General features: G+C 72.8%; 22 protein-coding genes, 1 tRNA gene and 1 pseudogene. 17 read left to right on the top strand and 7 right to left on the bottom strand.

Annotated features, from left to right (window positions below; translation table 11 throughout):
* Positions 1-5: 5 nt before the first annotated feature.
* On the bottom strand, positions 6-557 hold the full coding sequence (locus ACFY3I_RS01225; protein WP_390858801.1) for a GNAT family N-acetyltransferase: 552 nt from the start codon (positions 555-557) through the stop codon (positions 6-8).
* On the opposite strand from ACFY3I_RS01225, the gene ACFY3I_RS01220 reads away from it, so the two are divergent.
* Positions 556-1,170: a helix-turn-helix domain-containing protein gene (locus ACFY3I_RS01220; protein ID WP_390858800.1), complete on the top strand. Its 615-nt coding sequence runs from the start codon at positions 556-558 to the stop codon at positions 1,168-1,170. The two genes, ACFY3I_RS01225 and ACFY3I_RS01220, sit on opposite strands and share 2 nt — an antisense overlap.
* Positions 1,171-1,195: 25 nt before the next feature.
* On the opposite strand, the gene ACFY3I_RS01215 is transcribed toward ACFY3I_RS01220, so the two are convergent.
* Positions 1,196-2,374 (bottom strand): Glu/Leu/Phe/Val dehydrogenase dimerization domain-containing protein, encoded by a 1,179-nt coding sequence (locus ACFY3I_RS01215; protein ID WP_390858799.1) that lies wholly within the window; start codon positions 2,372-2,374, stop codon positions 1,196-1,198.
* A gap of 106 nt (positions 2,375-2,480) precedes the next feature.
* On the opposite strand from ACFY3I_RS01215, the gene ACFY3I_RS01210 reads away from it, so the two are divergent.
* The 7 genes and pseudogenes from ACFY3I_RS01210 (at position 2,481) to ACFY3I_RS01180 (ending at position 9,962) form a co-directional block, all read left to right on the top strand.
* Positions 2,481-3,731 carry an MBL fold metallo-hydrolase gene (locus ACFY3I_RS01210; RefSeq protein WP_390858798.1) on the top strand — a complete coding sequence of 417 codons (1,251 nt, stop codon included), beginning with the start codon at positions 2,481-2,483 and terminating at the stop codon, positions 3,729-3,731.
* Between the two features lie 1,029 nt (positions 3,732-4,760).
* Positions 4,761-6,536 (top strand): annotated as a pseudogene (locus ACFY3I_RS01205) (ATP-binding protein); the annotation flags it as partial.
* Between the two features lie 740 nt (positions 6,537-7,276).
* The gene (locus ACFY3I_RS01200; protein ID WP_365291501.1) at positions 7,277-7,711 is read left to right on the top strand and encodes a roadblock/LC7 domain-containing protein; all 435 of its coding nucleotides are present in this window, start codon (positions 7,277-7,279) and stop codon (positions 7,709-7,711) included.
* 2 nt (positions 7,712-7,713) lie between these two features.
* The gene (locus ACFY3I_RS01195; protein WP_365291499.1) at positions 7,714-8,085 is read left to right on the top strand and encodes a DUF742 domain-containing protein; all 372 of its coding nucleotides are present in this window, start codon (positions 7,714-7,716) and stop codon (positions 8,083-8,085) included.
* Positions 8,063-8,662, top strand: a complete 600-nt coding sequence (locus ACFY3I_RS01190; protein ID WP_390858797.1) for an ATP/GTP-binding protein — start codon at positions 8,063-8,065, stop codon at positions 8,660-8,662. Before ACFY3I_RS01195 ends, ACFY3I_RS01190 begins: the two co-directional genes overlap by 23 nt.
* A gap of 61 nt (positions 8,663-8,723) precedes the next feature.
* Positions 8,724-9,305: a GAF domain-containing protein gene (locus ACFY3I_RS01185; RefSeq protein ID WP_365291497.1), complete on the top strand. Its 582-nt coding sequence runs from the start codon at positions 8,724-8,726 to the stop codon at positions 9,303-9,305.
* Positions 9,306-9,362: 57 nt separating this feature from the next.
* Positions 9,363-9,962 carry a TetR/AcrR family transcriptional regulator gene (locus tag ACFY3I_RS01180; RefSeq protein ID WP_390858796.1) on the top strand — a complete coding sequence of 200 codons (600 nt, stop codon included), beginning with the start codon at positions 9,363-9,365 and terminating at the stop codon, positions 9,960-9,962.
* A gap of 94 nt (positions 9,963-10,056) precedes the next feature.
* Here the strand turns inward: ACFY3I_RS01180 and ACFY3I_RS01175 are convergent, their stop codons facing one another.
* Positions 10,057-11,193: a YbfB/YjiJ family MFS transporter gene (locus ACFY3I_RS01175; RefSeq protein ID WP_390859405.1), complete on the bottom strand. Its 1,137-nt coding sequence runs from the start codon at positions 11,191-11,193 to the stop codon at positions 10,057-10,059.
* 56 nt (positions 11,194-11,249) lie between these two features.
* Entirely contained in the window at positions 11,250-11,552 is a 303-nt protein-coding gene (locus tag ACFY3I_RS01170; RefSeq protein WP_365291493.1) for a muconolactone Delta-isomerase family protein, read from the bottom strand.
* Positions 11,553-11,659: 107 nt separating this feature from the next.
* Here ACFY3I_RS01170 and ACFY3I_RS01165 point away from each other — a divergent pair, with 107 nt between their 5' ends.
* The 9 genes from ACFY3I_RS01165 (at position 11,660) to ACFY3I_RS01125 (ending at position 20,569) form a co-directional block, all read left to right on the top strand.
* Entirely contained in the window at positions 11,660-12,589 is a 930-nt protein-coding gene (locus ACFY3I_RS01165) for a LysR family transcriptional regulator (RefSeq protein ID WP_390858795.1), read from the top strand.
* 159 nt (positions 12,590-12,748) lie between these two features.
* Positions 12,749-13,462: an SDR family NAD(P)-dependent oxidoreductase gene (locus ACFY3I_RS01160; RefSeq protein WP_390858794.1), complete on the top strand. Its 714-nt coding sequence runs from the start codon at positions 12,749-12,751 to the stop codon at positions 13,460-13,462.
* 49 nt (positions 13,463-13,511) lie between these two features.
* Positions 13,512-13,883 carry a YybH family protein gene (locus ACFY3I_RS01155; RefSeq protein ID WP_390858793.1) on the top strand — a complete coding sequence of 124 codons (372 nt, stop codon included), beginning with the start codon at positions 13,512-13,514 and terminating at the stop codon, positions 13,881-13,883.
* 199 nt (positions 13,884-14,082) lie between these two features.
* A complete protein-coding gene (gene tdh, locus ACFY3I_RS01150; RefSeq protein ID WP_390858792.1) occupies positions 14,083-15,111 on the top strand; it encodes an L-threonine 3-dehydrogenase in 1,029 nt (342 codons plus the stop codon).
* Between the two features lie 32 nt (positions 15,112-15,143).
* Entirely contained in the window at positions 15,144-16,337 is a 1,194-nt protein-coding gene (locus ACFY3I_RS01145; protein WP_390858791.1) for a glycine C-acetyltransferase, read from the top strand.
* A gap of 31 nt (positions 16,338-16,368) precedes the next feature.
* A complete protein-coding gene (locus tag ACFY3I_RS01140) occupies positions 16,369-17,271 on the top strand; it encodes a LysR family transcriptional regulator (protein ID WP_365291481.1) in 903 nt (300 codons plus the stop codon).
* Between the two features lie 431 nt (positions 17,272-17,702).
* Complete coding sequence (locus ACFY3I_RS01135; RefSeq protein WP_390858790.1) at positions 17,703-18,062, top strand: MmcQ/YjbR family DNA-binding protein; 360 nt, start codon at positions 17,703-17,705, stop codon at positions 18,060-18,062.
* Between the two features lie 101 nt (positions 18,063-18,163).
* Positions 18,164-18,237: transfer RNA gene (locus tag ACFY3I_RS01130), tRNA-Pro, on the top strand.
* 184 nt (positions 18,238-18,421) lie between these two features.
* Positions 18,422-20,569, top strand: coding sequence for a SpoIIE family protein phosphatase (locus tag ACFY3I_RS01125; RefSeq protein WP_390858789.1), 2,148 nt, complete (start codon positions 18,422-18,424; stop codon positions 20,567-20,569).
* Positions 20,570-20,595: 26 nt separating this feature from the next.
* On the opposite strand, the gene ACFY3I_RS01120 is transcribed toward ACFY3I_RS01125, so the two are convergent.
* From ACFY3I_RS01120 to ACFY3I_RS01110, 3 genes are read right to left on the bottom strand one after another with little or no spacing between them, the layout of a single operon-like run.
* A complete protein-coding gene (locus ACFY3I_RS01120) occupies positions 20,596-21,123 on the bottom strand; it encodes an NUDIX hydrolase family protein (RefSeq protein WP_352221324.1) in 528 nt (175 codons plus the stop codon).
* Positions 21,124-21,165: 42 nt separating this feature from the next.
* Positions 21,166-22,320, bottom strand: coding sequence for an amidohydrolase family protein (locus ACFY3I_RS01115; RefSeq protein WP_390858788.1), 1,155 nt, complete (start codon positions 22,318-22,320; stop codon positions 21,166-21,168).
* Positions 22,320-23,723 (bottom strand): glutamine synthetase, encoded by a 1,404-nt coding sequence (locus ACFY3I_RS01110; RefSeq protein ID WP_390858787.1) that lies wholly within the window; start codon positions 23,721-23,723, stop codon positions 22,320-22,322. Before ACFY3I_RS01110 ends, ACFY3I_RS01115 begins: the two co-directional genes overlap by 1 nt.
* Between the last annotated feature and the right edge of the window lie 24 nt (positions 23,724-23,747).

Below are 23,747 nucleotides of genomic sequence, written 5' to 3'. Positions count from 1 at the left end.
TCACCCTATGCGGTCCCGCCCCCGCGCGTGTCGCCGTCCCGTTCCAGCGGCAGCCGCATGAGCGTGAGGTCCAGCCGGCGGCCGAACTTGACGCCCACCTCCCGGACCGTGCCGGCGTGCTCGAAGCCGAACCGCCCGTGCAGGCGGACCGAGGCGGTGTTCTCCGCCTCGATGCCGGCGATCATCACGTGGTGCCCGGCCTCGCGCGCCGCTGTGATCAGTGCCCCCAGCAGCGCGGAGCCGACGCCGAGGCCGTGCCGCTCCGCGCGGACGTAGACGGAGTCCTCCACCGTGTGCCGGTAGCCGTCCAGCTCGCGCCACGGGCCGTACACCGCGAATCCGGCCACCTCGCCCGCCACTTCGGCCACCAGGGCCGAACCACGCGTCAGATGGGAGGCGAGCCAGGCCGCGCCCTCGGCGGGAGTCTGCGGGGTCGAGGTCCACAGCGCCGTCGAGTGCTCGATCGCGTCGTTGCGGATGGCGCGGACGGCCTCCGCGTCACCGGGCCGGGCCGGACGGATCACGACCGCCGCGCCGTTCTCGTATATTGGATCCATGTCCAACATAGTAGATCCGTCGGCGGACTCCCTGGCGGCCCGGATCGCGGCCCGGGTCCGCACCGAGCGGGAACGCCGCCGCTGGACCCTGGCCCAGCTCGCGGACGCCTCCGGTGTCTCGCCCGCGATGATCAGCCGGATCGAACGCGGCGAGAGCAGCCCCACCGCCGTCGTCCTCGGCAAGCTGTCCGCCGCGTTCCAGATCGGCGTCGCCTCCCTGCTGGCTCTCGCCGAAGGCGGACCGGACGCCATGGCCGGACCCGCGGCCGGCGCGGCGGGCGTGCGGCGCGGTCCCGACGCGGCCGAGTGGTGCGATCCCGGCACCGGCTACCGGCGGCGGCAGATCACCGGACCGCGCTTCCCGGCGGAGATCGCCGAGATCCGCCTGCCCGCCGGAGCCCGGGTGCCCTACCCGGCCGCCGCCTTCGCCTTCGTACGGCAGCTCGTCTGGGTCCTCGACGGCCGCCTGACCTTCCACGACGGCGAAACGGTCCACGAACTCGACGCCGGCGACACCGTCGAACTCGGCCCGCCGGCGGAACGGGTCTTCGCCAACACCACCGACGCGGAGTGCCGCTACGCCGTCGTCCTCACCCGCGACGCCCGGCCCTGAGCGCGGCGCCCGCCGGTCCGGCCCCTCAGCGGTACCAGCCGAACCGCTCCGCGATCACCGGCAGCCGGTCGGCCACCAGGGCGTGGGCCGCGGCGCGCGGGGACGTGCCGTCGGACTCCGCGCGGTCCAGCATCAGCTCCACCAGGTCCCGCATCGAGCGGCGGATGTGGGCGAACGCCTCGTCCGCGTCCGGGCCGATGTCGCCGAACAGGGTCCACCACCACCACGCGTTCGTGCCGGAGTTCACCACCACGTCCGGCAGCACGGTCACCCCGCGCGCCGCCAGCCGCTGTTCCGCCCCGGGCAGTACGGGCATGTTCGCCGCCTCCACGAGCCAGCGGGCGGTGACCAGGTGCTCGTTGGCCGCGTCGACGACGTACGACACCGCCGCCGGAACCAGCACCTCCGCGTCGGTGGCCAACCAGGCGTCACCCGGCAGTTCGAGATCACCGGGGCGCAGTACCGCGCGGTCGACCGTGCCGTACGCGTCCCGCGCGCGCAGCAGCGTCTCGACGTCCAGGCCCGCCGGATTGGCGATCGTGCCCTTGACGTCGGCGACGGCCACCACCGTCAGCCCCGCGCGGGCGAGGAAACGTGCCGTGGCCCCGCCCATCGTGCCGAGCCCCTGTACCGCGACCCGCGTCTCCGAATGCGGCACCCCGGCCCGGTCCAGGGCCGCCAGCGCAGACTCGGCGACCCCGCAGCCGCCGACCAGCTCGTCCAGGCCGATCCCGTCCACCTCGATGGCGAAGGCGTCCGCCAGTCGCCGCCGGGCCGCCGCCTCGTCGTCCAGCAACGGGTACACGGCCTGGATCGAGGAGACCAGACCGGCCTCGGCGGCCGCCCGGTCCACCAGGTCCTGGGTCAGCCCGAGGTCCTCGCCGGTGGTCCACATGCTCTCGACGTACGGCCGCATGGCACGCAGGTAGCGGACCAGCAGCGGGTACGCCTCCGGGTCCTGCGGATCGCAGTCGACGCCGCCCTTGGCGCCGCCCAGGGGGACGTAGCGGCCCTCGGGGTTGTAGTGCAGGGCCTCCTTCATCGTCATGCCGCGCGCCAGCCCGGTGACCTCCTCCAGGGTGCAGCCCGGCCGCATCCGCAGACCGCCGCTCGCCACGCCCCGAACCAGCCGGTCGACGACCAGGAAGCCCTGCCGGCCGGTGACGTGGTCGGTCCAGACGAGAGACATCAGCGGAGTGGCCATGGTGGCTCCCGAGAGGTTCGTGAAGGAAGGTGCTACTGAACAGTGAGTCAGTATCTGGAGCTGGGTGGCAGGGTGTCAACGCCGACCACCCGAGGCGCCGACCATAATGGAGAACCTCGGCGACACCACTGGAGGTACCGTGACCCGTTTGCGTTCCCTGAGCTCCGGGCTCCGCATGCCGCGGCCCGCTGCCTTCGGCGTGGACCCCAGCGGTGAGCGCATGGCCCGCATCCAGGGCTCCCCGCACTTCAAGGACGGTGTCTTCCAGAACCCGGGCGGTACCGCCCGCACCCGCCCCTCGGGCTCGATGCTCGAGTTCGCGAAGATCTACTTCGAGAAGGAGCAGCGCGTCCGCCGCGCCCCCCGGGGCACCGTGCCGGTGCACGCCACCACCGTCGCCGACCTCGCCCGGCCCGCCGCGAGCGGGCTGCGGGTGACCTGGATGGGGCACTCCAGCGTGCTCGTGGAGATCGACGGACACCGTGTCCTGTTCGACCCCGTCTGGGGCGAGCGGTGCTCCCCCTTCCCGTTCGCCGGGCCCAGGCGGCTGCACCCGGCCCCGGTGCCGCTGAACGCGCTCGGCCCGGTCGACGTAGTGGTCATCTCGCACGACCACTACGACCACCTCGACCTGCCCACCATCAAGGCGCTGGCCGGCACGGACACCCTCTTCGCGGTGCCGCTCGGGGTCGGTGCCCATCTCGAACACTGGGGCGTCGCCGCCGACCGGCTGCGCGAACTGGACTGGCACGAGGAGACCGAGGTCGGCGGGCTCTCCCTGACGGCCACCCCCGCCCGCCACTTCTGCGGCCGCGGGCTGCGCAACACCCAGCACACCCTGTGGGCGTCCTGGGTCGTCGCGGGCGAGCGGCACCGTGTCTTCCACAGCGGTGACACCGGCTACTTCGAGGGTTTCAAGGACATCGGCGCCGACCACGGGCCCTTCGACGTCACGATGATCCAGATCGGCGCGTACAGCGAGTTCTGGCCCGACATACATATGACGCCCGAGGAGGGCCTGCGCGCCCACCTCGACCTGCAGGGTGGCGGCCCGCACGGAGTGCTGCTGCCGATCCACTGGGGCACCTTCAACCTCGCCCCGCACGCCTGGGCCGAACCGGGGGAGTGGACGAAGGACGCGGGCGACGGGGCCGCCCAGGCGGTGGCGCTGCCGCGCCCGGGCGAGCCCTTCGAACCGTCGGGCAAGCTGCCCGTGGACCGGTGGTGGCGGGCCGTCTCGGCGCCGGTCGCCCGGCCGTGGCGCTCCGCCGCCCCGCAGCGGGCGGAGTCCGGACAGCAGGACCTCGGCCTGGCCGGCGAGGCGGCGGCGCCCGGTGCGGACGATCTCGTGAAGTGAGGTCGGCGCCGGTGCGGCGCCGACGCCCACCTGCCGAACGGGACTTGCACCGCTCCGAACCGCTCCGGTTGAACCGGTCCTGAACTGCTCCGGCGCTTCCGCGCCCGAGGCCGTGCGTTCGCCGGTGGCGGAGGCCGCGCCCGGTGTCCCGCACTCGACCACGAGGACCGGTCCGACCTCCGAGGCCCTCGGCCACGACCACGAACGCTCCGCCGACCGCGAGCCGGACGCGCGCCGCGCCTCCGGTTCTTCTGTCACCCGTCCACGAGCCGGATTGCGCCGCGCCTCCGGTTCTTCTCTTCCGCGCCGCGTCCACGAGCCGGACTCGCGCCGCGCCTCTGGTTCTTCCGCGACGCCCACGACGTGTCCCGCCGCGATGTGTGGATCAGACATGTGCTTGCCGAACACCTTGCCGTCGAGTCGAGTCGAGTCGAGTCGAGGCGAGGCGAGGCGAGGCGAGTCGAGGCGAGTCGTGGCGAGTCGAGCCGAGCCGCGACCGCGCCGAGGTCGCCTTCGTCGTCGGCCGCGTGGCCGTGCCGTGACATGCCGTGCCGGAGACGGTGTGCGGGGGCCGAGGAAAAAAATTCGTCACTTTGGGTGATGTTCTGCGGGGCGATGACCGGGTGGCGGCGGGGTGTGGCGGACCGTCCTGTCGTCCCGCCGCGCTTGCCGAGGGGGTGTGGGCCGATGCCCGGTGAGGGGTGCGTGGAGTCGGTCGTCGGGCTCCTCTTCTTCTCTGTCTGACTGTTTGTGAGCAGGTCGTATCGGAGATTGGCCGTTCCGGGGTGAGGGGCCGGCGGGAGTTATCGGTCCTCCGTGCGACGGCTCATACCAGAGCGGGACCATCTCCGGGTGACTTTGTCAACTGCCCACCGCACATGATGCGTTGGCGACTACTGTGAGTGTCCGTCGGGCGACACGGGGCCGAATTCTTTTGCGGTCCCCTCGGCCGGCACCGCTAGGGCGCCCGCCCGGCTCGCGCGGCCCGCGTGAGCAACTCAGGCCAGACGGACCAGTACGAGGACGCAGATGTCTCACCTCCGCGCACCGGCCGTCCGACCCGACCGCCGTGAGGGCGGCCGGCACGGACGGCCGGTCGCCCGACCCGTTCCCGCGCTGCCCGAGACCCACATACGGCCTCAGCTGATGCGCCTCGCCGTGCTGCCGCCGGTCGCGGTGGCCCTCAGCGGCTGCGCGGCGGTCCTGTTCACGGTGCGCTCCACCGGGGCCCGGCCCAGCCTCACGCTGCTGACCGTGCTGACCGGATCGGTCTCGGTGACGGCCGCCGGCATCGTGATCGCCGCCGTGGCCGCGGGCCGTGCCGCCCGCTCGGTCAGCGAGCGCGTCGGCATGCTCCGTCGCAACGCCGCCCGCGGCGAGGCGGAGCTGCTGGCCCTCGTCGACACGCTGCGCCGCGGCGAGGTCCCGCCCCAGCGCAAGTCGCGCGGTGGACCGCCCGCGGACGCCGACGACTTCGAACTGCTCGCCGCGGACCTGTCCCGCGCGCACGACGGCGCCGTCACCGCCGTCGTGCAGGCGGCCCAGCTCTCCAGCCAGGCCGGCAGCGAACAGAAGCTGGAGGTCTTCGTCAACCTGGCGCGGCGGCTTCAGTCCCTCGTGCACCGGGAGATCTCGATCCTCGACGAGCTGGAGAACGAGATCGAGGACCCGGACCTCCTCAAGGGCCTCTTCCACGTCGACCACCTGGCCACCCGCATCCGACGGCACGCCGAGAACCTCGCCGTGCTCGGCGGCGCCGTGTCCCGACGGCAGTGGAGCAACCCCGTCTCCATGACGGAGGTGCTGCGCTCCGCCATCGCCGAGGTCGAGCAGTACTCCCGGGTCAAACTGGTCCCGCCGATCGACGGTGAACTGCGCGGGCACGCCGTCGCCGACGTCATCCACCTCCTCGCCGAACTCGTCGAGAACGCCACGGTGTTCTCCGCCCCGCACACCCAGGTGCTGCTCCGCGCCAACCTGGTCACCTCCGGCCTCGCCGTCGAGGTCGAGGACCGCGGGCTCGGCATGCCGGTCGGCGAGCAGGCCGGCATGAACGACCTGCTCGCCGACCCCGACCAGGTCAACGTCGCCAGCCTGCTGGCCGACGGCCGCATCGGCCTCTTCGTCGTCTCCCAGCTCGCCCGCCGCCACGGGATCGACGTCCGCCTCCAGAGCAACATCTACGGCGGGGTGCAGGCCGTCCTGGTCGTACCCCAGAGCCTGCTGGGTTCCGCCCCGGGCGTCCCCGGGGTGGAAGGGCAGCCACGCGAGCAGGTCGCCGAGGGCGCCGGGGCCGTGACGCGGGCGCCGGGCGGAACCGGGATCCCGGAGGACGCGTACGGCGTCCTCGCCACCCCGGGGGGCGCGACCTTCGACGGGCGGCACGCGCCCCAGGCGGCGCCCGTTCCCGCAGGCGGCGGGCGACGCCGGCACGCACAGCCCGGGGCCGCGCCGGCACCGCTGCCGGTACGCACCCAGGAGACCCGGCACACCCCGGCCGAGGCGCTGCCGGGCATCCGCCCCGAGGACCGGACGGCGGTCGCCGAGCACGCGGGTGCCCCGCCCGTCCCGCGCGTCGGAGCGGTGCGCGGGACCATGGGCAAACCCCAACTGCCGCGCCGCCGCGCGCAGGAGCACATCGTCCCGCAGCTCCGTGGCGGCCCGGCACCCCGCCAGGACAACGAGGTGCCGGCCGGCCACGACCCCGGTCTGATGGCAGCCTTCCAGCGCGGCATCGGCCTCGCGGAGGCCCAGCAGCACCTGGACGGCCCACGGGAGGCGTCCCCGCTCACAGGGCCGAGCGGCATGGGCGTCACTGACATGGGCCTCGTCGAGCCGCGCGGTGACAGCGGTCCCGGCGGGACGCGGCCCGGGACGGGCGCCGGGGATGCGGCGAGCAGCGCGTCCCACGCCACGCACGCGGACGGCTTGCATATGGACTTCGCACACACGGAGGCCACGCACACGGAGGCCACCCACATGCAGGCCACGCACATGCAGGCCACGCACACGGGCGTCATGTACAGGGAGACCACGCCCATGGGCACCGTCCACGGTGCGGCACCACACCAGGAGCCGGCATTCCATGAGCAGGCATTCCATGAGCAGGCACTGCCTGGGTCGCCCGATCGGGAGGCCGGGCACATGGATCCGGCCTACACATCCCAGGACCAGTCGGCGCGGGACCGCATGGCGTCGGATCCCACGGTGGGTGAACACATGGCGTCGGATCCCACGGTGGGTGAACACATGGCGGGTGACCACCTGACTGGTGACCACGTGGCCGGTGACCACGCGACGGTCGACCACATGGGAGCCGGCCACATGGCTGTCGATCACCTGGGCGTGGGCCGAATGGTCACGGATGACTTGGCCCCGGACCACATGGGTCCGTCCCACACCCCGGTCCTCGGACCGATCCACAGCTCCGACTTCAACGCCCGGCCGGACGGGAGCGCGGCGGCCGGATGAACAGCAGCGTCTCGACACCCACCCCCACCCCCACCGCTCCCGAAGACCTTCGTACCCCAAGGAGTCGATCCACCATGGCGAGCGATGTGCCGACCGCCCAGGTATCCGACCTCGACTGGCTGATGAGCGGCCTCGTCCAGCGCGTACCCCACACCACGAGCGCGGTGCTCCTGTCCTGCGACGGATTGGTGAAGTCCGTCCACGGACTCGACCCGGACAGCGCGGACCACATGGCCGCGCTCGCCTCCGGCCTCTACTCGCTCGGGCGCAGCGCGGGCGTCCGCTTCGGCGACGGCGGGGACGTCCGTCAGGTCGTCGTCGAACTCGACTCGACGCTGCTGTTCGTCACCACCGCCGGATCCGGCACCTGCCTCGCCGTGCTGGCGGGCCGGGAGGCCGACGCCGCGGTCCTGGGCTACGAGATGGCGATGCTCGTCAAGAGCGTCCGCCCCTACCTCGTCACCGCGCCCCGGCAGCACGCCGTCGAACCCACGGCGATGAGGCCTTGAGGGTGGCGGCAGCCGGCGACGGGCCGTGGCTGGACGACGCGGCCGGACGCCTGGTGCGCCCGTTCACGGTCAGCAACGGCCGCACCGAGCCCAGCATCGCCTTCGACCTGCTGTCGCAGGTGATGGCCACCGGGACCACCCCCCTCGGCTATCTCGGCCCGGAGCACGCGCAGGCCCTCGACCTGTGCAGAGCACCCGTTTCGGTCGCCGAGATCGCCGCGCACCTCAAGCTGCCGGCCGTGGTCACCAAGGTGCTGCTCTCCGACCTCGTCGACTGCGGGGCGCTGACCGCCAAGCCCCCCGAATTCCACCACAACCCCACTGACCGGTCTCTTCTGGAGGCAGTGCTCGATGGACTACGACGACAGCTGTGACCCCTTCCCCACCGCGCTGAAAATCCTGGTGGCCGGTGGGTTCGGGGCCGGCAAGACCACCTTCGTGGGCGCGGTCAGCGAGATCGCGCCGCTGTCCACGGAGGAACTCCTCACCACGGTGAGCGCCGCGACCGACAATCTCGAGGGCATCGAGAACAAGGTCGAGACCACCGTGGCCATGGACTTCGGCCGCATCACCCTGGACCCCGAACACGTGCTCTACCTGTTCGGCACGCCGGGGCAGGAGCGGTTCTGGTTCATGTGGGACGAGCTGTCCGAGGGCGCGCTGGGCGCGGTCATCCTCGCCGACACCCGCCGTCTGGAGGACTGCTTCGCGGCCGTCGACTTCTTCGAGGAGCGCGGCCTCGGCTTCATCGTGGCCGTCAACGAGTTCGACGGCTCCTACCGCTACGACCCCGAGGAGGTGCGTGCCGCCATCGACCTCGACCCGGAGGTTCCGGTGGTCCGCTGCGACGCCCGTATCTCCAGCTCCGGCGTCCAGACCCTGCTCACACTCGTCCGCCATCTCATCGCCCACGCGCCGGTCTCCGCCCCGAGCCATGGCGCCCACATGTGAAGTCCATACACCCCATACGGAGCCCATATATGACCCACCTCCACAGCGGCGGAGCCCGCCCATGAGGTACGACCCATCGCGTCCCGCCGGTCGTCTGCTGCTCACGCCGGAGGACAAGGAGGCGCCCGTGCGGACCCTCCGCCTCGGTCAACTGGGCCTCGGCGAGCACCGCGACCCGGAGCTCGACGCCTACGCGGACCGGCTCGCCGAGGTCACGGGGACGCCGTACGCCATGGTCAACTTCGTCGGCGAGAACCGGCAGTTCTTCGCCGGGCTGCACCTCCCGCTCGTGCCACCGCCGGTGCTGAAGCCCGACGGCACGACACCGGTCCTCGGCCGTGAGCTGGCCCGCGACCACGGGTTCTGCCCTCATGTGGTGGTCCGGCGCAAGGCGTTGGTCCTGGAGGACGTCTGCGACTACCCGCGGTTCGCGGGCAATCCGGTGGTCGACGAGTTCGGCATCCGTTCCTATCTGGGCGCCCCGCTCATCGACAGCACGGGGACGGCGCTCGGCACCCTGTGCGTGGTGGACGTCGTGCCGCGGCCCTGGGGGCGGCCGGGTCTGGAGACCATCAAGTCGTCGGCGGCGGAGCTGGTGGCCCGCATCGAGCGACGCGAGGCGGACGGGCTGCCGCTGCTGTGACGGCGGGAACGGGTCCCTCGCTAGCCGACCGGTCTAGTACCCCGGTATCCTGGTCGTATGGGACGGACCAGTGACGCCAAGCGCAAGATCCTCGACGCCGCCTGCTCGCTGATCGAGGGGCGCGGCTACTCGGCGCTGGGGGTGGCCGAGATCTGCAACGTGGCCGGGGTGCCGAAGGGGAGCTTCTACTACTTCTTCGAGTCCAAGGAAGCGCTCGCGCTGGCGGTCGTGGACGAGCGCTGGGCGGCTCAGGAACGCGCGTGGACGCAGGTCCTGACCGGAGCGGCGGAGCCGCTCGAGAGGCTGCGGCGGCTGTTCGAGGAGACGGAGGCCGGGCAGCGCGCCGTCCAGGAGGGCTGCGGCACGGTGGCGGGCTGCCTGTTCGGGAACCTCTCCCTGGAGCTGAGCAACCAGACCGAGGCGGTCCGTGCGCGGCTCCAGGAGATCTTCGACGCGCAGGTCGACATGGTGGAGTCCGTCATCGTCGAGGCTCGCGCGCGCGGTGAGGTCGGTGTCACCGACACCCGGGAGGCGGCGCGGGCGGTGGTGGCCCAACTGGAGGGCCAGGTGATGTTCGCCAAGCTGTACAACAGCACTGGGCGGCTGACCCCCCTGTGGCAGAACTGCCGCGCCCTGCTCGGCGTACCGGCGACCTGACAGCGGAGGACGGGCGCGGGGCGGAGTGCGGCCGGCGCGGACGTGTGGGGCGGGCGCGGACGTGCGGGCCGGGCGCGGACGCGCGGGGTGGGTCCTAGGAACGTGTGGCCTCGGCCGGTCGGCCCTGTCGTACCGGCGGTGTGTGGTCCGCCTCCATGTGGTGCGGGAAGCCGATGCGCAGCACACCGGCGGCCGCGGCCGCGGTGAGGACCACGAGGGCGGCGAGCAGCAGGGCCTGGTGGTAGCCGTGGCGCAGCAGTGGGGCGACGGCCAGTGGCCCCAGGATCTGGCCCACGGAGTATCCGGCGGTCAGCAGCGCGACGGAGCGCGGAAAGCGCAGATGCGCCCCCGTGGCCAGCGCCAGGGTGCTGACGCCCAGGAACGTGGCGCCGAAGAGCACCGCCGAGCCGAGGGCCGCGGCCGTGCTCCCGGCCACCGCGGGCAGGGCGATCCCGGCCGCCTGGATCATGAGCGCGCAGAGCAGCAGCCCGGGTCGGGACCACCGCCGTCCCAGACGCGCCCACAGCGCCGAGGACGGCACGGCGGCGAGGCCCACCAGCACCCAGGCGCCGCTGCCGACCCAGCCGGGGGAGCCCTGGCCGATGGCCGCGACCAGGAAGGTGCCGGCGACGATGTAGCCGACGCCTTCCAGGAAGTAGCTGACGAACAGGGCGCCGAACCAGCGGTGGGTGCGGGCCGTGGCCCGGGTCCCCGGCACCGGGGCGGCGGGGGTTTCCTCGGGCCGCAGGTTCCATGAGGCCGCGGCCAGCGCGGCGGCGAGCGCGGCGGCGGCCCACCAGGCGGCCCGCCAGTCGGCGACCGGCCGCAGGGCCAGCACCAGCAGCCCGGACAGCGCGATGCCGGCGCCCACCCCGCCGAAGGCCCACCCCGGCAGGTGCGGGGGGTGCGCCCGCAGGTGGTGCAGCAGGGAGGCGACGGCGACGACGAAGATCAGCGCGCTGGCCGCCCCGGCCAGCAGTCGCAGCACCTCCCACAGCACGGTGCTGTGGGTGAGCGGCATCGCGGCGAGCGTGGCGGTCAGTGTGACCAGGGAGCCGCGCAGCACGGCACGCGACCGGACCAGCGCGGGGGCCAGGGTGCCGGCGAGCGCGCCGACGAGGTATCCGACGTAGTTGGCGGTCGCGAGGTTCGCTCCGGCGCTCGCCGACAGGCCCGCCTGGGCGTGCATCAGCGGCAGGATCGGGGTGTAGACGAAACGGCCCACGCCCATGCCCGCGGCGAGTGCGGCGCCGGCGGCGGCGACATGGGTCCAGGGAGACGGGGCGGTCACCGGGTGCCGTCCACCGGGCCCGGGTCGTTGGGGTGGGGCTGCAGCGGGGTGACGGTCACCGTCATCCACGGACGCAGCGGCAGGGTGCCGAGCACCTTCTCGTCGAGTTCCGCCTCGTCGGCGGCGCACCAGATGCCGATGCTGCGCAACTCGCCGACGGGGCGCCACAGCCGGGCCAGATGACCGGCCGCCGCCAGTTCCCCCGCCCGGACCGCCTCCGCGGCGCGCCGCCGGTCGACCTCCTCCTGGGCCGTACCCTCCGGGATGGTGGTGGTGATCTCGACCAGGAACTCTCGCACGATGTGCTCCCTTTGCTCTCGGTAGTTCCAGCCTGCTCCCTCGTCGGCGCCGGTGCCACGACCGGTTGTCTCGCTGCTGGGAGGTGTGGCCTCCCACCGCGCGTAGCATGGCGCGCGTGGAACTGCGCCAGCTGCGGTACTTCGTCGCCGTCGCCGAGGAACTGAACTTCGGCCGGGCCGCGCGTCGACTGCTCATCGCGGGCCCCTCGCTCTCGCAGCAGATCAAGGCGCTCGAACGGGACCTGGGCATCAGGCTGTTCGACCGGGACCGCCGCGCGGTCTCGCTCACCCCGGCCGGCGCCGCCCTGCTGCCGCACACCAGGGACCTGCTGGAGCGGGCCGACGACCTCAGGCGCCGCGCCGGTCTCCTCTCCGGTTCGCAGGCGGTACGCATGGGGTACGTGAACTGGCTTCCCCAGGACCTGGCGGCGCGGACGGCCGCGGTGGCGCGGGTGCACGTGGACGCCTGGGTGGCGCCCTCGCACACCCAGGCCGCGCGGGTCGCCGACGGCAGTCTGGACCTGGCCGTGTGCTGGGTGCGCTCCGAGGACCTCCGGCGGCTCGGGCTGCGGGCCCGGCTGCTCGGCGCCGACCGCCTCTACGCGGTGGCCAAGGGCACGCGGACCGAGGACGTGCCGGCCGGGGAGACCGACGTCCTCATCGACGACGACATCACCTCCTGGGCCTCCTGGAACGAGTACGCGGAGGAGCTGACGAGGTCGGTCGGTGCCCGTGCGGTGCGCATCTCCGACGGCGCGGTCACCGGTCCGGCCTTCTTCGACCACGTCCGCCGCTGCACCCGCCCGGTCCTCAACTCGCCCAAGGGGCAGACCGTGCCGCTCCCGCCCGACCTGGTCCGCAGGGAGATCGTCGCGCCGAAGGTGTACTGGACGTGGTCGCTGGTCCGGCGGGAGAGCGAGGACCGTGCCGCGGTCCTCGGCGTCGTCGACGCCCTGTGCGAGGGGGTCGGCGATCTCGGCATCCACGCGGACGACGCCTGGCTGCCTCCCGGCGATCCGTACGCTCCTCCCGGCTGAGGCCCGGCTGAGCCCGGCTGAGCCCGGCTGAGCCCGGCTGAGAGGCACAGCCTCCCAGCCGGGAGGAAGATGGTCGTGGCATTCCGTGCCGGCCCGCCCTACCTTCAAATAGTCGACCGGTCGGCTAGTGACCGGTCATCCACTACGGAGAAGGTCACCATGAGCAAGCAGAACCAGAAGGTCGCCATCGTCAGCGGTGCCTCGCAGGGCATCGGCGCCGCCCTCGTCGAGGGCTACCGCAAGCTCGGCTACGCGGTCGTCGCCACCTCGCGGACCATCGCCCCCTCCGAGGACGCCGGCGTACTGACCGTCCAGGGCGACATCGCCGACCCGGCGACCGCCGAGCGGGTCGTCGCCGCCGCGGTCGAGCGGTTCGGCCGGATCGACACCGTGGTCAACAACGCGGGCATCTTCGTCGCGAAGCCCTTCACCGACTACACGGCAGCCGACTACGCCGCCGTGACCGGCATCAACATGGACGGTTTCTTCCACCTCACCCAGCAGGCCCTGCCGCAGCTGCTCGCCCAGGGCGGCGGTCACATCGTGAGCGTCACCACCAGCCTGGTCGACAACGCGGACGCCCGGGTGCCCTCCGTCCTGGCGTCGCTGACCAAGGGCGGTCTGCAGTCCGCGACCAAGTCCCTGGCCGTCGAGTACGCCACCCGGGGCATCCGCGTCAACGCGGTGTCGCCCGGCACCATCAAGACCCCCATGCACCCGGGGGAGAGCCACGAGTTCCTCGCGGCGCTGCACCCGGTGGGCCGGATGGGTGAAGTCGACGACATCGTCGACGCGGTGCTCTTCCTGGAGAACGCGCCCTTCGTCACCGGCGAGATCCTCCACGTGGACGGCGGCATGAGCGCCGGCCACTGATCCGCCGACCGCTCTGACGAACCGTCACAACATTGAACGAGGAACGGACATGACCACCACCACCGAAGACACGGTGATTCTCGGCGAGGTGCTCGACCGGTGGAAGGCGGCCGTCGACGCGCATCAACCCGAGCGCGTCGCGGCCCAGTTCACCGAGGACGCCGTCTTCCAGGGACTCCACCCCTACGCCGTCGGACGGCAGGGCGTCACCGACTACTACGCCTCCCAGCCGCTCGGCCTGAAGGCCGTGTACCGCGTCCTGGAGACCCGGCGGCCCGCGGACGGAGTCGTCCTCGGTTACCTGGCAGTCGAGTTCTCCTTCACGGACCGCCCTCCGCTCGACGTGAAACTCTCGGTCCTCGTGACCCGCGAGGGGGAGGACTGGTACATCAGCCACTACCAGGTCTCCCGGCTCGACTGACGCGCGCCCCGCGAGCGGGGCGGGGGCGGCGCCGGCCCGCGCGCGGGCGTGAAGTGCAGCTGTGGCGGCGGTTAAGAAATCCTCGATGGACCCGAGGCGCCCGGGTACGGCAGATTGCTGTGAGATTCCACCCCCCTCCCCGACCGCGGGGCGCTTCGGCGTGCCCGCGGCCGGGATCTCACGCACAGGAGCCGTAGCGTTGAAGGCACTGGTCAAGCAGAAGGCTGAGCCGGGACTGTGGCTCGCGGACGTGCCGGAGCCCACGGTCGGACCGGGTGACGTACTGATCAAGGTGCTGCGGACCGGCATCTGCGGGACCGACCTGCACATCCGGGCCTGGGACGGCTGGGCCCAGCAGGCGATCACCACGCCACTGGTGGTCGGACACGAGTTCGTCGGCGAGGTCGTCGGGACCGGCCGTGACGTCGTGGACATCAAGGCCGGCGACCGGGTCAGCGGCGAGGGTCATCTCGTCTGCGGGAAGTGCCGCAACTGCCTGGCCGGGCGCCGCCACCTGTGCCGGGCCACCGTCGGCCTCGGTGTCGGCCGCGATGGCGCCTTCGCCGAGTACGTCGCTCTGCCCGCCTCCAACGTCTGGGTGCACCGGGTCCCCGTCGACCTCGACGTGGCCGCGATCTTCGACCCGTTCGGCAACGCCGTGCACACCGCGCTCTCGTACCCGCTCGTGGGCGAGGACGTCCTGATCACCGGCGCGGGGCCGATCGGTCTGATGGCGGCCGCCGTGGCCCGGCACGCGGGCGCCCGCCACGTCGTGATCACCGACGTCAGCGAGGAGCGCCTCGACCTCGCCCGCAAGATCGGCGTGAGCCTGGCCCTGAACGTGTCGCAGTCCGGGATCGACGAAGGACAGCGGGAGCTGGGGCTGCGGGAGGGCTTCGACATCGGTCTGGAGATGTCCGGCCGCGCCGAGGCGCTCCAGGACATGATCGCCAACATGACGCACGGCGGCCGTATCGCCATGCTCGGCCTGCCCGCCCAGGACTTCCCGGTCGACTGGGCGCGTGTCGTCACCTCCATGATCACCATCAAGGGCATCTACGGCCGCGAGATGTTCGAGACCTGGTACGCGATGTCGGTCCTCCTGGAGGGCGGACTCGACCTCGCCCCCGTGATCACCGGCCGCTACGGGTACCGCGACTTCGAGGCGGCCTTCGACGACGCCGCCGGCGGGCGCGGCGGCAAGGTCATCCTTGACTGGACCCTCTGACGACCATTCCCGCCGACCACCAAGGACTGATGATGTTCGACTCCGTGCGCGACGACCTGCGCGCCACCCTCGACGAGATCCGCGCCGCCGGCCTGCACAAGCCCGAGCGGGTCATCGGCAGCCCGCAGTCCGCCACCGTCGAGGTGACCGCCGGCGGCCGGCCCGGCGAGGTCCTCAACTTCTGCGCCAACAACTACCTGGGCCTCGCCGACCACCCCGAGGTGATCGCCGCCGCCCACGAGGCCCTGGACCGCTGGGGCTACGGCATGGCCTCCGTCCGCTTCATCTGCGGCACCCAGGAGGTCCACAAGGAGCTGGAGGCGCGCCTGTCGGCGTTCCTCGGCCAGGAGGACACGATCCTCTACTCCTCCTGCTTCGACGCCAACGGCGGGGTCTTCGAGACCCTGCTCGGCGAGGAGGACGCGGTGATCTCCGACGCCCTCAACCACGCCTCGATCATCGACGGCATCCGCCTGTCCAAGGCCCGCCGCTTCCGCTACGCCAACCGGGACCTCGCCGACCTGGAACGCCAGTTGAAGGAGGCGCAGGGCGCCCGGCGGCGGCTGGTCGTCACCGACGGCGTGTTCTCCATGGACGGCTACGTGGCCCCGCTCCGGGAGATCTGCGACCTCGCGGACCGCTACGACGCGATGGTCATGGTCGACGACTCGCACGCCGTCGGCTTCGTCGGCCCGTCCGGCCGCGGCACGCCCGAGCTGCACGGGGTCATGGACCGGGTCGACATCATCACCGGCACCCTCGGCAAGGCCCTCGGCGGCGCCTCCGGCGGCTATGTCGCGGCCCGCGCGGAGATCGTCGCCCTGCTGCGCCAGCGCTCCCGTCCCTACCTGTTCTCCAACACCCTCGCCCCGGTGATCGCGGCGGCCTCGCTGAAGGTCCTCGACCTCCTGGAGTCCGCGGACGACCTGCGCGTCCGGCTCGCCGAGAACACCACGCTGTTCCGCCGCCGGATGACGGAGGAGGGCTTCGACGTCCTCCCCGGCGACCACGCCATCGCCCCGGTGATGATCGGCGACGCGGCGCGGGCGGCCCGGATGTCCGAGCTGCTGCTGGAGCGGGGCGTGTACGTGATCGGCTTCTCGTATCCGGTGGTCCCGCAGGGCCAGGCCCGTATCCGGGTGCAGCTGTCCGCGGCCCACTCGACGGAGGACGTGAACCGCGCGGTGGACGCGTTCGTCGCGGCTCGCGCGGAGCTCGCCGACTGAGTCCCCGGGACATATTGCAATAATCGACCCCATGATCGAGGCGCGGCGGCTCCATATCCTCCGTGCGGTGGCCGACCACCGCACCGTGACGGCGGCTGCCGCCGCGCTGTATCTGACCCCGTCGGCCGTCTCGCAGCAGCTGGCGGCCCTGGAGCAGGAGACCGGTCACCGCCTGGTCGAGCGCAGCGCCAAGGGGGTGCGGCTCACCCCGGCGGGCGAGATCCTGCTCGGTCACACCAACGCGGTCCTCGCCCAGCTGGAGCGCGCCGAGGCCGAACTGGCCGCGTACGGGTCGGGCGAGGCCGGCACGGTCACCGTCGCCGCCTTCGCCACCGGCATCGCCCAGGTGGTCGCCCCGGCCGTGGCCCACCTGGCCCGCACCGCCCCCGGCATACGCATCCGGGTCCAGGACGCCGAGGGCGACGCCAGCCTGCCGATGGTCCTGGACCGGCAGGTCGACGTGGCGGTCGCCGTCGAGTACCGGGGGGCTCCGTCCGCCGACGATCCCCGGCTCACCCATGTCTCCCTGTACGCCGAGCCCTTCGACGCGGTCGTCCCGCTCCACCACCGCCTGGCCGATACCGCCGAGGTGCCCCTCGCGGAACTGGCCAAGGACCCCTGGATCGGCCCGTACCCCGGCAACCCCTGCCACGACGTGGTCGTCCTGGCCTGCGAGAGCGCCGGCTTCCAGCCCCGACTGGAACACTCCTCCGACGACTTCCGGGCCGTGGTGGCCCTGGCCTCGGCGGACGCGGGCGTGGCGCTCGTCCCCCGCTCGGCCCTGCGCGGCATGGACCTGACCGGAGTCGTCGTACGCCCCGTCGACGGCGTCGCCCCGACCCGCCGCGTGTTCGCCGCCGTACGGCGAGGGGCGGAGGACCATCCGCTGATCCGCCCCGTCCTGGACGCGCTGGGCGAGGCGGCGCGGCCGTGATCCGTTCCGACGTCCGTGTTCCGCACGCGTCGGCCGGCATACGTGTCAACACACCCGTCTCATGTTGTTGGGGACGGCGGCCGACCGGCCGAACCACGCACCGAACTCGGCCGGTCGCAGGGTGAGTTGGCGGAGCGCGACGGAGTGGGCAAGCCCACCCTGTCCCGGTGCCAACGGGCCGAACGGCCCGAGGCCAACCCCACGGCGGCCCTCCGCGACCGGCTCCATGGCGGCTATGGGCGGACCGTGTCCCAGCTGCTCGGCGAGGTCGCGGCGGCACCCGTACCGTTCCGCAGGCGGGACCCGCGCCCGGCCCGTCCCGGACCACGAGGCCGCTCCCCGGCGGAATGCCGCGGCCGACGACCCTCCACCGCGAGCGGGCCGGACCACGGGCCGGCTGAGTGTCAGTGCCAGGAGCTACGGTTCCAGTCATGCCGGATGCCGAAGACGTTCGCCGGGTCGCGCTGTCCCTGCCGGACACCAGCGAGAAGACCGCCTGGAACATGCCCACGTTCCGGGTCGCCGGGAAGATGTTCGCCACGCTGCCCGAGGACGAGACCTCCATCGCCGTGCGCTGCCCCAAGGAGGAGCGTGACGAACTGGTGCTCGCCGAGCCGGACAAGTTCTGGATCGCGGACCACGAGGCCCAGTTCGCCTGGGTCCGGGTGCGCCTCGACGCCCTGGAGGACGAGACCGAGCTGCGCGACATCCTCGCCGACTCCTGGCGGCAGGCGGCCCCGCCCCGACTCCTGGACAGCCACCCGGAAGTGGGGCTCCAGGGCCCGGTCTGAGAGCCGCGGCGGCCGGACAAAAGCCGTGCGCGACCACCGGTCCGAGTGCGGTATTGTTTCCTTGCGCGTTTCGACCGGGGAAATCCCAGGTCAGACGGCACCGGGACGTGGCGCAGCTTGGTAGCGCACTTGACTGGGGGTCAAGGGGTCGCAGGTTCAAATCCTGTCGTCCCGACGGTGCGAAGGGTCGTCGCAGGTACATGCCTGCGGGGACCCTTTTTCGCATGCCACCGGATACTCCGTCGCGGCCCTCCTCGACGGTCGCCACTTTCAGGACCGGCCGCACCGGATCTTCACCCCCCTCGCCGCCGGGACCGGTTCCCGGTGGTCGCGGCGACCGTCCGCGTTACCCTTTTGCTATGTGCCCGAACCGTCCGGAGGGGGCCTCGTCCGAGTCGGCCGCGGTGGCGCGGGCGAAGGTGGTGGCGCTGGCTCTCCGGCAGGCCACGGCGAGCGTCGGGGGAGTGGGCGCCCTGCTGCACGGGTGGGACCGGCGCAGCGGCAGGCTGACCCTGGAGGCGGTGGACCGTGTCGCCACCGAGGCCGCGCGGAGCTGGGCGGAACTGCGTGAGATGCAGGACGAACCGCCCGCCTGTGCCCTGCGGCGCGGGGTCCTCGTCCAGGTGACCGGGGACGGTCTCGGCACGGGCGCGTCCGGCACCGTGTCGCTGCCGCTCGTCAGCGCCCGGGGACCGATCGGCACGCTCTCGGTGCTCACCGCGGACGGCGGCGGTGCGCCGGACGACGTCCAGCTGTCGTTCCTGCAGGCGGTGGCGGCCTGGACCGCCGAACGCCTGGAGAGCGCGCGGGGGCTGCCGCCGCAGCCCGCCGCCGGCCCCGAGCCCGAGCAGGTCCGCACCGCCAAGGCGGTGCTGCTGACCACGGCGCTGGCCGAGGCGGTGACCGTCCAGGACGTCGTACGGACCGTGGCGGAGCACGTGCTGTCGCCGTTCGGCGCCGACGGGCTGGTCGTCTCCGTCTTCGAAGGCGGGCGGCTGACCCGGGTCGGCGAGGTCGGATACCCGGTCGAGTACCTGAAGCGGTTCGACGGCCCGCTCTCCGCCGGCATGCCCGTCACCGACGTGGTGCGCACCCACCGGCCGCTCTTCCTGGAGTCGCCCGCCCAGATCTACGAGCGGTACCCGTCCGTCAGGGACAAGATCCTGATGGGTACCTCGCCGAAGATGGCCTGGGCCTTCCTGCCGCTGGTCGCGTCGGGTCGCGCCATCGGCGTCTCGGTCCTGTCCTACAACCGGCCGCGCCCCTTCGACCAGGACGAGCGCGCCCTGCTGACCACGCTCAGCGCCCTGGTGGGCCAGGCACTGGAACGGGCCCGGCTGTACGACGTGGAGCACGCCCGCGCCCAGGAACTGCAGAGCACCCTGCTGCCCCAGGAGCTGCCCCGGCTGCCCGCCGCCGTGGCGGCCGCGCGCTATCTGCCGGCGGCCAGGAGCGAGGAGGTGGGCGGCGACTGGTTCGACGTCATCCCGCTCTCCGCCGACCGGGTCGCCCTGGTGATCGGCGACGTCATGGGCCACGGCATCGCCGAGGCCGCCACCATGGGCAGACTGCGCACCGCCGTCCGTACCCTCGCCGACCTGGACATGGCCCCGGACGAGCTGCTGAGCCACCTCAACGACCTGGTCAGCGACCTGGGCGAGGACTTCTACGCCACGTGCCTGTACGCCGTCTACGACCCTGCGGGCCGGCGGTGCAGCTACTCGCTGGCCGGTCATCCGCCGCCGGTCTTCGTCTATCCCGACGGCACCGTGAACAGCCCCGCCCCCAGTCCCGATCCGCCGCTCGGCGCCGCCGGCCCGCCGTTCACGACGCACGGACTTCCGCTGCCCGACGGGAGCCTCGTCGTGCTCTGCACCGACGGGCTCATCGAATCGGCGTCGCAGGACATCGACCAGGGGGCGGCCCGGCTGCTGCGCGTCCTGTCCAGGTCCGGCACCGGCGCCGCCCGGTTCACGGCCACCGACCAGGAGAAGGACCTCGGGGTTCTGGAGGAGCTGTGCGACACCGTCGTCTCGGAGCTGCTGCCCGACCGGGGGCGGACCACCGACGACGCGGCCCTGCTGATCGCCCACACCCGGGCCATGCCCGCCTCGGACATCGCCTCCTGCGGCCTGCCCGACGATCCCCGGGCGGCGGGCCGGGCCCGTGAGTTCGTCCGGGACCAGCTCCGCCGCTGGGGCCTGGACGACCTGACGACGACCACCGAACTCCTGGTGAGCGAGCTGGTCGGGAACGTCGTCCGGCACGCCAAGGGCCCCCTGCGGCTACGGCTGCTCCGCAGCCGCGTCCTGACCTGCGAGGTCTACGACGGCAGCCTCAGCACCCCGCGGATCCGGCACGCCACCTTCAACGACGAGGGCGGCCGTGGTCTCCAGCTGGTCGCCGCCCTGTCCCGACGCTGGGGCGCCCGCTATCTCAGCGACTCCAAGTGCATCTGGGCCGAGCAGGACATCCCGGAGACCGCCGGGGCGGGCGCCGCCGCCTGACGCCGCGGACCCGCCGGGCCGACCGGTCAGCCCACGCAGCCCACATGTGCCAGGGCCTGCTTCAGCAGCACCCCGTGCCCCCCGGGCATCTCGCTCTGCACGGCCTCCGAGACCGCGTCCTGCGGGCTGAACCACACCAGGTCCAGGGCGTCCTGGCGGGGCCGGCAGTCCCCCGTCACCGGCACGACGTAGGCCAGCGACACGGCGTGCTGACGCGGGTCGTGGTACGGCGTGACGCCCAGCGTCGGGAAGTACTCGGCCACCGTGAACGGCTGCAGCGAGGCCGGCACCCGGGGCAGCGCGACCGGGCCGAGGTCCTTCTCCAGGTGGCGCAACAGTGCGTCACGCACCCGCTCGTGGTGCAGGACACGGCCGGAGACGAGGGTCCGGCTGACCGTTCCGTCCGGTCCGATGCGGAGCAGCAGCCCGATGCTGGTGACTTCACCGCTGTCGTCCACCCGTACGGGCACGGCCTCCACGTACAGGATCGGCATGCGGGCGCGAGCCATCTCCAGCTCGTCGGAGGACAGCCAACCGGGCGTGGTTTCGGTCATGTCTGACATTGCTTGATCATACTTTCCGGGTGGGGCACGCGCTCAGTCGCGGCCGGGGTCCGATACGGGAAGTCCGTAGAGGCGACGGGCGTTGTCGCGTCCTGTCCAGGCGGCGATCCTCACTGCGTCGGCGTGGCTCATGTCGTCGGCGTCCACCCGCTCCTGGAGCAGTCCGGCCAGCCCATGCCGGAAGGACAGCGCACCGAGATGGTGGAACTCAGCCACACCATAAGCGTCCGAGCTGTACAGGAGTTTGCGGAACGGAGTGATCTCCATCGCCTCCGCCAGCACCGCGCCCGCCCGGCCAGGGCCCACGTAGTGCAGCGCGAGCCCGACGTCGAGGTGCACGTGTTCGAACACCGTTGCCAGATAGGCGGCTTGGCGCTGGTAGGGCCAGCAGTGCAGCAGCAGCACCGGGACGGTGCCCACGGTCAGCCGCAGCCAGTCGGTCAGCAGGGCCGGGTCCGCCCGATGCAGCCGGAGGTCCGAGTCCCCGAAACCTGCGTGGAGTTGGAGTGGCACCCCCAGCGCGACCGCGGTCCACAGCAGGTGGCGCATGAGCACCGGATCCGTGAGTCTGCCGCCCCGCACGAACCACAGTGCGGCGGCCCGGGTCACCTCGGCGTACGTGGGGCGCGCCGGATCCAGGTCGAAGCCGGTGCGGTAGGCGGCGACCGACTTGACCGCGACCACCCCCGGCCGCCGGACCGCCTCCTCGGCCGCCGCCCGGAACGCCGCCGCGTACCGGCCGGCGGCGACGCCTCGCGCGGCCACCGACTCGGCGACGCTCTCCAGCCGGACCACCTCGTGCGCGGTGGCGCCGGCCGCTTCCGCGAGGTCGGCGGGCGAGGTGACCGGGTGCGGGGCGTAGCCGGTGTCCACGCAGAAGGTCTCCGCCCGCGCCGCCCCGAGGAACCGGCGGTTGACCTCCTGCCAGCCCAGTTCGGCGCGGCGCGCCAGATAGTCGTCGGCGGGCGCGTGCCGCTCCAGGCCGAGCAGGGGCGCGCAGTGCCGTCGCAGCGCCAGCCCGACCGGGCTGTCGAACGGCGACACGCCCGGCCAGGCCGCACCCTCGGTGAGCAGCGACTCGAACTCCGCCCGGTCGAGATCGGCGGTGACCGCGCCGTGGCAGTGGTGGTCGACCAGGGGAAGCGCGTCGAGGGCCTCCCGCACCGGTCCGGGTCCCGTTCCCGCCATCAGTACTTCCAGCGGTAGGCCGCCGCCACCCCGGCGTCGTCGAGACCGGCGACGGCCGCCGTCTCCCCCTCGCGTACGGCGACCACCGCGTCCGCGAGGACCTGCCCGAGGGCCGCGCACAGCACCTCGTCCTCCCGGAACGCGTCCACGGCCTGCGCCAGCGAGGTCGGCAGCCGCCGTACGCCCCGGGCGACCGCCTCGTCCGGGACCAGCAGGGCCGGGTCGCCGACGACCTCCTCGGGGAGGGCCGCGGCCGAGGTGAGTCCGTCGACACCCGCGGCGATGACGCAGCCCAGGGCGAGATACGGGTTGGCGGCCAGGTCGACCGGCTTGACCTCCAGGTTGGCGTCCTGGCTCTGGCGGCCGGTGGTGCCGGTGACGACCCGTACCCCGGTCTCCCGGGTCTCCCGGCCCCACGCGGTGAACACACCGGCCCACTGGGCGGGTCTGAGCCGCAGATAGCTGGCCGGGCTGGGCGCGGTCACCGCCGTCAGCGCGGGCAGGTGGGTCAGCAGCCCGGCCAGAAAGGACTCGGCCTCGCCCGTCATGCCGTACCGGCCGTCGCCCCCGGCGTGCAGATTGGCCCCGTGGCGCCACACCGAGAGATGGAGGTGACCGCCGTTGCCGACGCCCCGCTCGGTGACGGCGGGCGAGAAGGAGGCCCGCAGGCCGTGCCGCTGCGAGACCGCGCGGATGGTCTGCCGTACCAGCACGCTCTGGTCGGCCGCCGCCACCGGGTCCAGGGCGTCGGTGGAGATCTCGAACTGGCCGGGCGCGTACTCGGGGTGGAACTGGGCGACCGGCACCTGCTGCGCGTCCAGGGCCCCGAGCAGGTCGCCCGCGTAGTCGCTCAGCTCGATCTGCCGGGCGGCGCCGTACGCCGGCCCGTGGGCCGCCGGGGCGAACTCGTCGGCCGGGGCCGCGGCCCTCCCGAGCGCCCACTCGATCTCTACGCCCGCCTTGAAGGTGAGGCCGAGCCGGTCCTCGGCGTCGGCGACGGTCCGGCGCAGGAAGGTACGGCTGCACCCCGGGTGCCGGTCGCCCTCCTGGGTGATCCGGTCGACCGGGGCCCAGGCCCAGCCGGGCTGTCCGGCCAGCACCACCAGCCGGTCCAGATCCGGGTACAGGCGCAGGTCGCCGTCGGGCGAGCCGAGGACGCCGGTGCGCACGATCGTGTCGTTCGCCAGGAAGGTGTCGAACACCGGGGACATGCCGACGCCCCACGCCACCGCCTGCTGGAGCCGCTGCGCGGGGACCGTCTTGACCCGGCAGATCCCCGCGGTGTCCACGTAGGCCAGCACGACGGCGCGTACCCCTTGGGCGGACAGCTCGTGCGCGAGGGCGTGCGCCCGGGCGAGATCACCGGGGCGCCCGCCGGGCAGCGGGTCGACAAGGGGTGGCATACGACGTCCTCCTCGACGGGCTCC

It is taken from the genome of Streptomyces sp. NPDC001068 (assembly GCF_042897315.1).
Lineage (GTDB): Bacteria > Actinomycetota > Actinomycetes > Streptomycetales > Streptomycetaceae > Streptomyces.
This window is presented reverse-complemented; position numbering and strand designations above follow the sequence as displayed.

What these genes read in the sequence shown, in the direction of transcription:
- ACFY3I_RS01165 (WP_390858795.1), top strand. Translation starts at nt 11,660, where the DNA reads ATGGCGCGCGTGGAACTGCGCCAGCTGCGGTACTTCGTCGCCGTCGCC.
- ACFY3I_RS01180 (WP_390858796.1), top strand. Translation starts at nt 9,363, where the DNA reads ATGGGACGGACCAGTGACGCCAAGCGCAAGATCCTCGACGCCGCCTGC.
- ACFY3I_RS01160 (WP_390858794.1), top strand. Translation starts at nt 12,749, where the DNA reads ATGAGCAAGCAGAACCAGAAGGTCGCCATCGTCAGCGGTGCCTCGCAG.
- ACFY3I_RS01145 (WP_390858791.1), top strand. Translation starts at nt 15,144, where the DNA reads ATGTTCGACTCCGTGCGCGACGACCTGCGCGCCACCCTCGACGAGATC.
- ACFY3I_RS01225 (WP_390858801.1), bottom strand. Translation starts at nt 557, where the DNA reads ATGGATCCAATATACGAGAACGGCGCGGCGGTCGTGATCCGTCCGGCC.
- ACFY3I_RS01120 (WP_352221324.1), bottom strand. Translation starts at nt 21,123, where the DNA reads ATGACCGAAACCACGCCCGGTTGGCTGTCCTCCGACGAGCTGGAGATG.
- ACFY3I_RS01175 (WP_390859405.1), bottom strand. Translation starts at nt 11,193, where the DNA reads ATGGGCGTGGGCCGTTTCGTCTACACCCCGATCCTGCCGCTGATGCAC.
- ACFY3I_RS01135 (WP_390858790.1), top strand. Translation starts at nt 17,703, where the DNA reads ATGCCGGATGCCGAAGACGTTCGCCGGGTCGCGCTGTCCCTGCCGGAC.
- ACFY3I_RS01110 (WP_390858787.1), bottom strand. Translation starts at nt 23,723, where the DNA reads ATGCCACCCCTTGTCGACCCGCTGCCCGGCGGGCGCCCCGGTGATCTC.
- ACFY3I_RS01185 (WP_365291497.1), top strand. Translation starts at nt 8,724, where the DNA reads ATGAGGTACGACCCATCGCGTCCCGCCGGTCGTCTGCTGCTCACGCCG.
- ACFY3I_RS01210 (WP_390858798.1), top strand. Translation starts at nt 2,481, where the DNA reads ATGGAGAACCTCGGCGACACCACTGGAGGTACCGTGACCCGTTTGCGT.
- ACFY3I_RS01115 (WP_390858788.1), bottom strand. Translation starts at nt 22,320, where the DNA reads ATGGCGGGAACGGGACCCGGACCGGTGCGGGAGGCCCTCGACGCGCTT.
- ACFY3I_RS01190 (WP_390858797.1), top strand. Translation starts at nt 8,063, where the DNA reads ATGGACTACGACGACAGCTGTGACCCCTTCCCCACCGCGCTGAAAATC.
- ACFY3I_RS01220 (WP_390858800.1), top strand. Translation starts at nt 556, where the DNA reads ATGTCCAACATAGTAGATCCGTCGGCGGACTCCCTGGCGGCCCGGATC.
- ACFY3I_RS01215 (WP_390858799.1), bottom strand. Translation starts at nt 2,374, where the DNA reads ATGGCCACTCCGCTGATGTCTCTCGTCTGGACCGACCACGTCACCGGC.
- ACFY3I_RS01155 (WP_390858793.1), top strand. Translation starts at nt 13,512, where the DNA reads ATGACCACCACCACCGAAGACACGGTGATTCTCGGCGAGGTGCTCGAC.
- ACFY3I_RS01140 (WP_365291481.1), top strand. Translation starts at nt 16,369, where the DNA reads ATGATCGAGGCGCGGCGGCTCCATATCCTCCGTGCGGTGGCCGACCAC.
- ACFY3I_RS01125 (WP_390858789.1), top strand. Translation starts at nt 18,422, where the DNA reads ATGTGCCCGAACCGTCCGGAGGGGGCCTCGTCCGAGTCGGCCGCGGTG.
- ACFY3I_RS01200 (WP_365291501.1), top strand. Translation starts at nt 7,277, where the DNA reads ATGGCGAGCGATGTGCCGACCGCCCAGGTATCCGACCTCGACTGGCTG.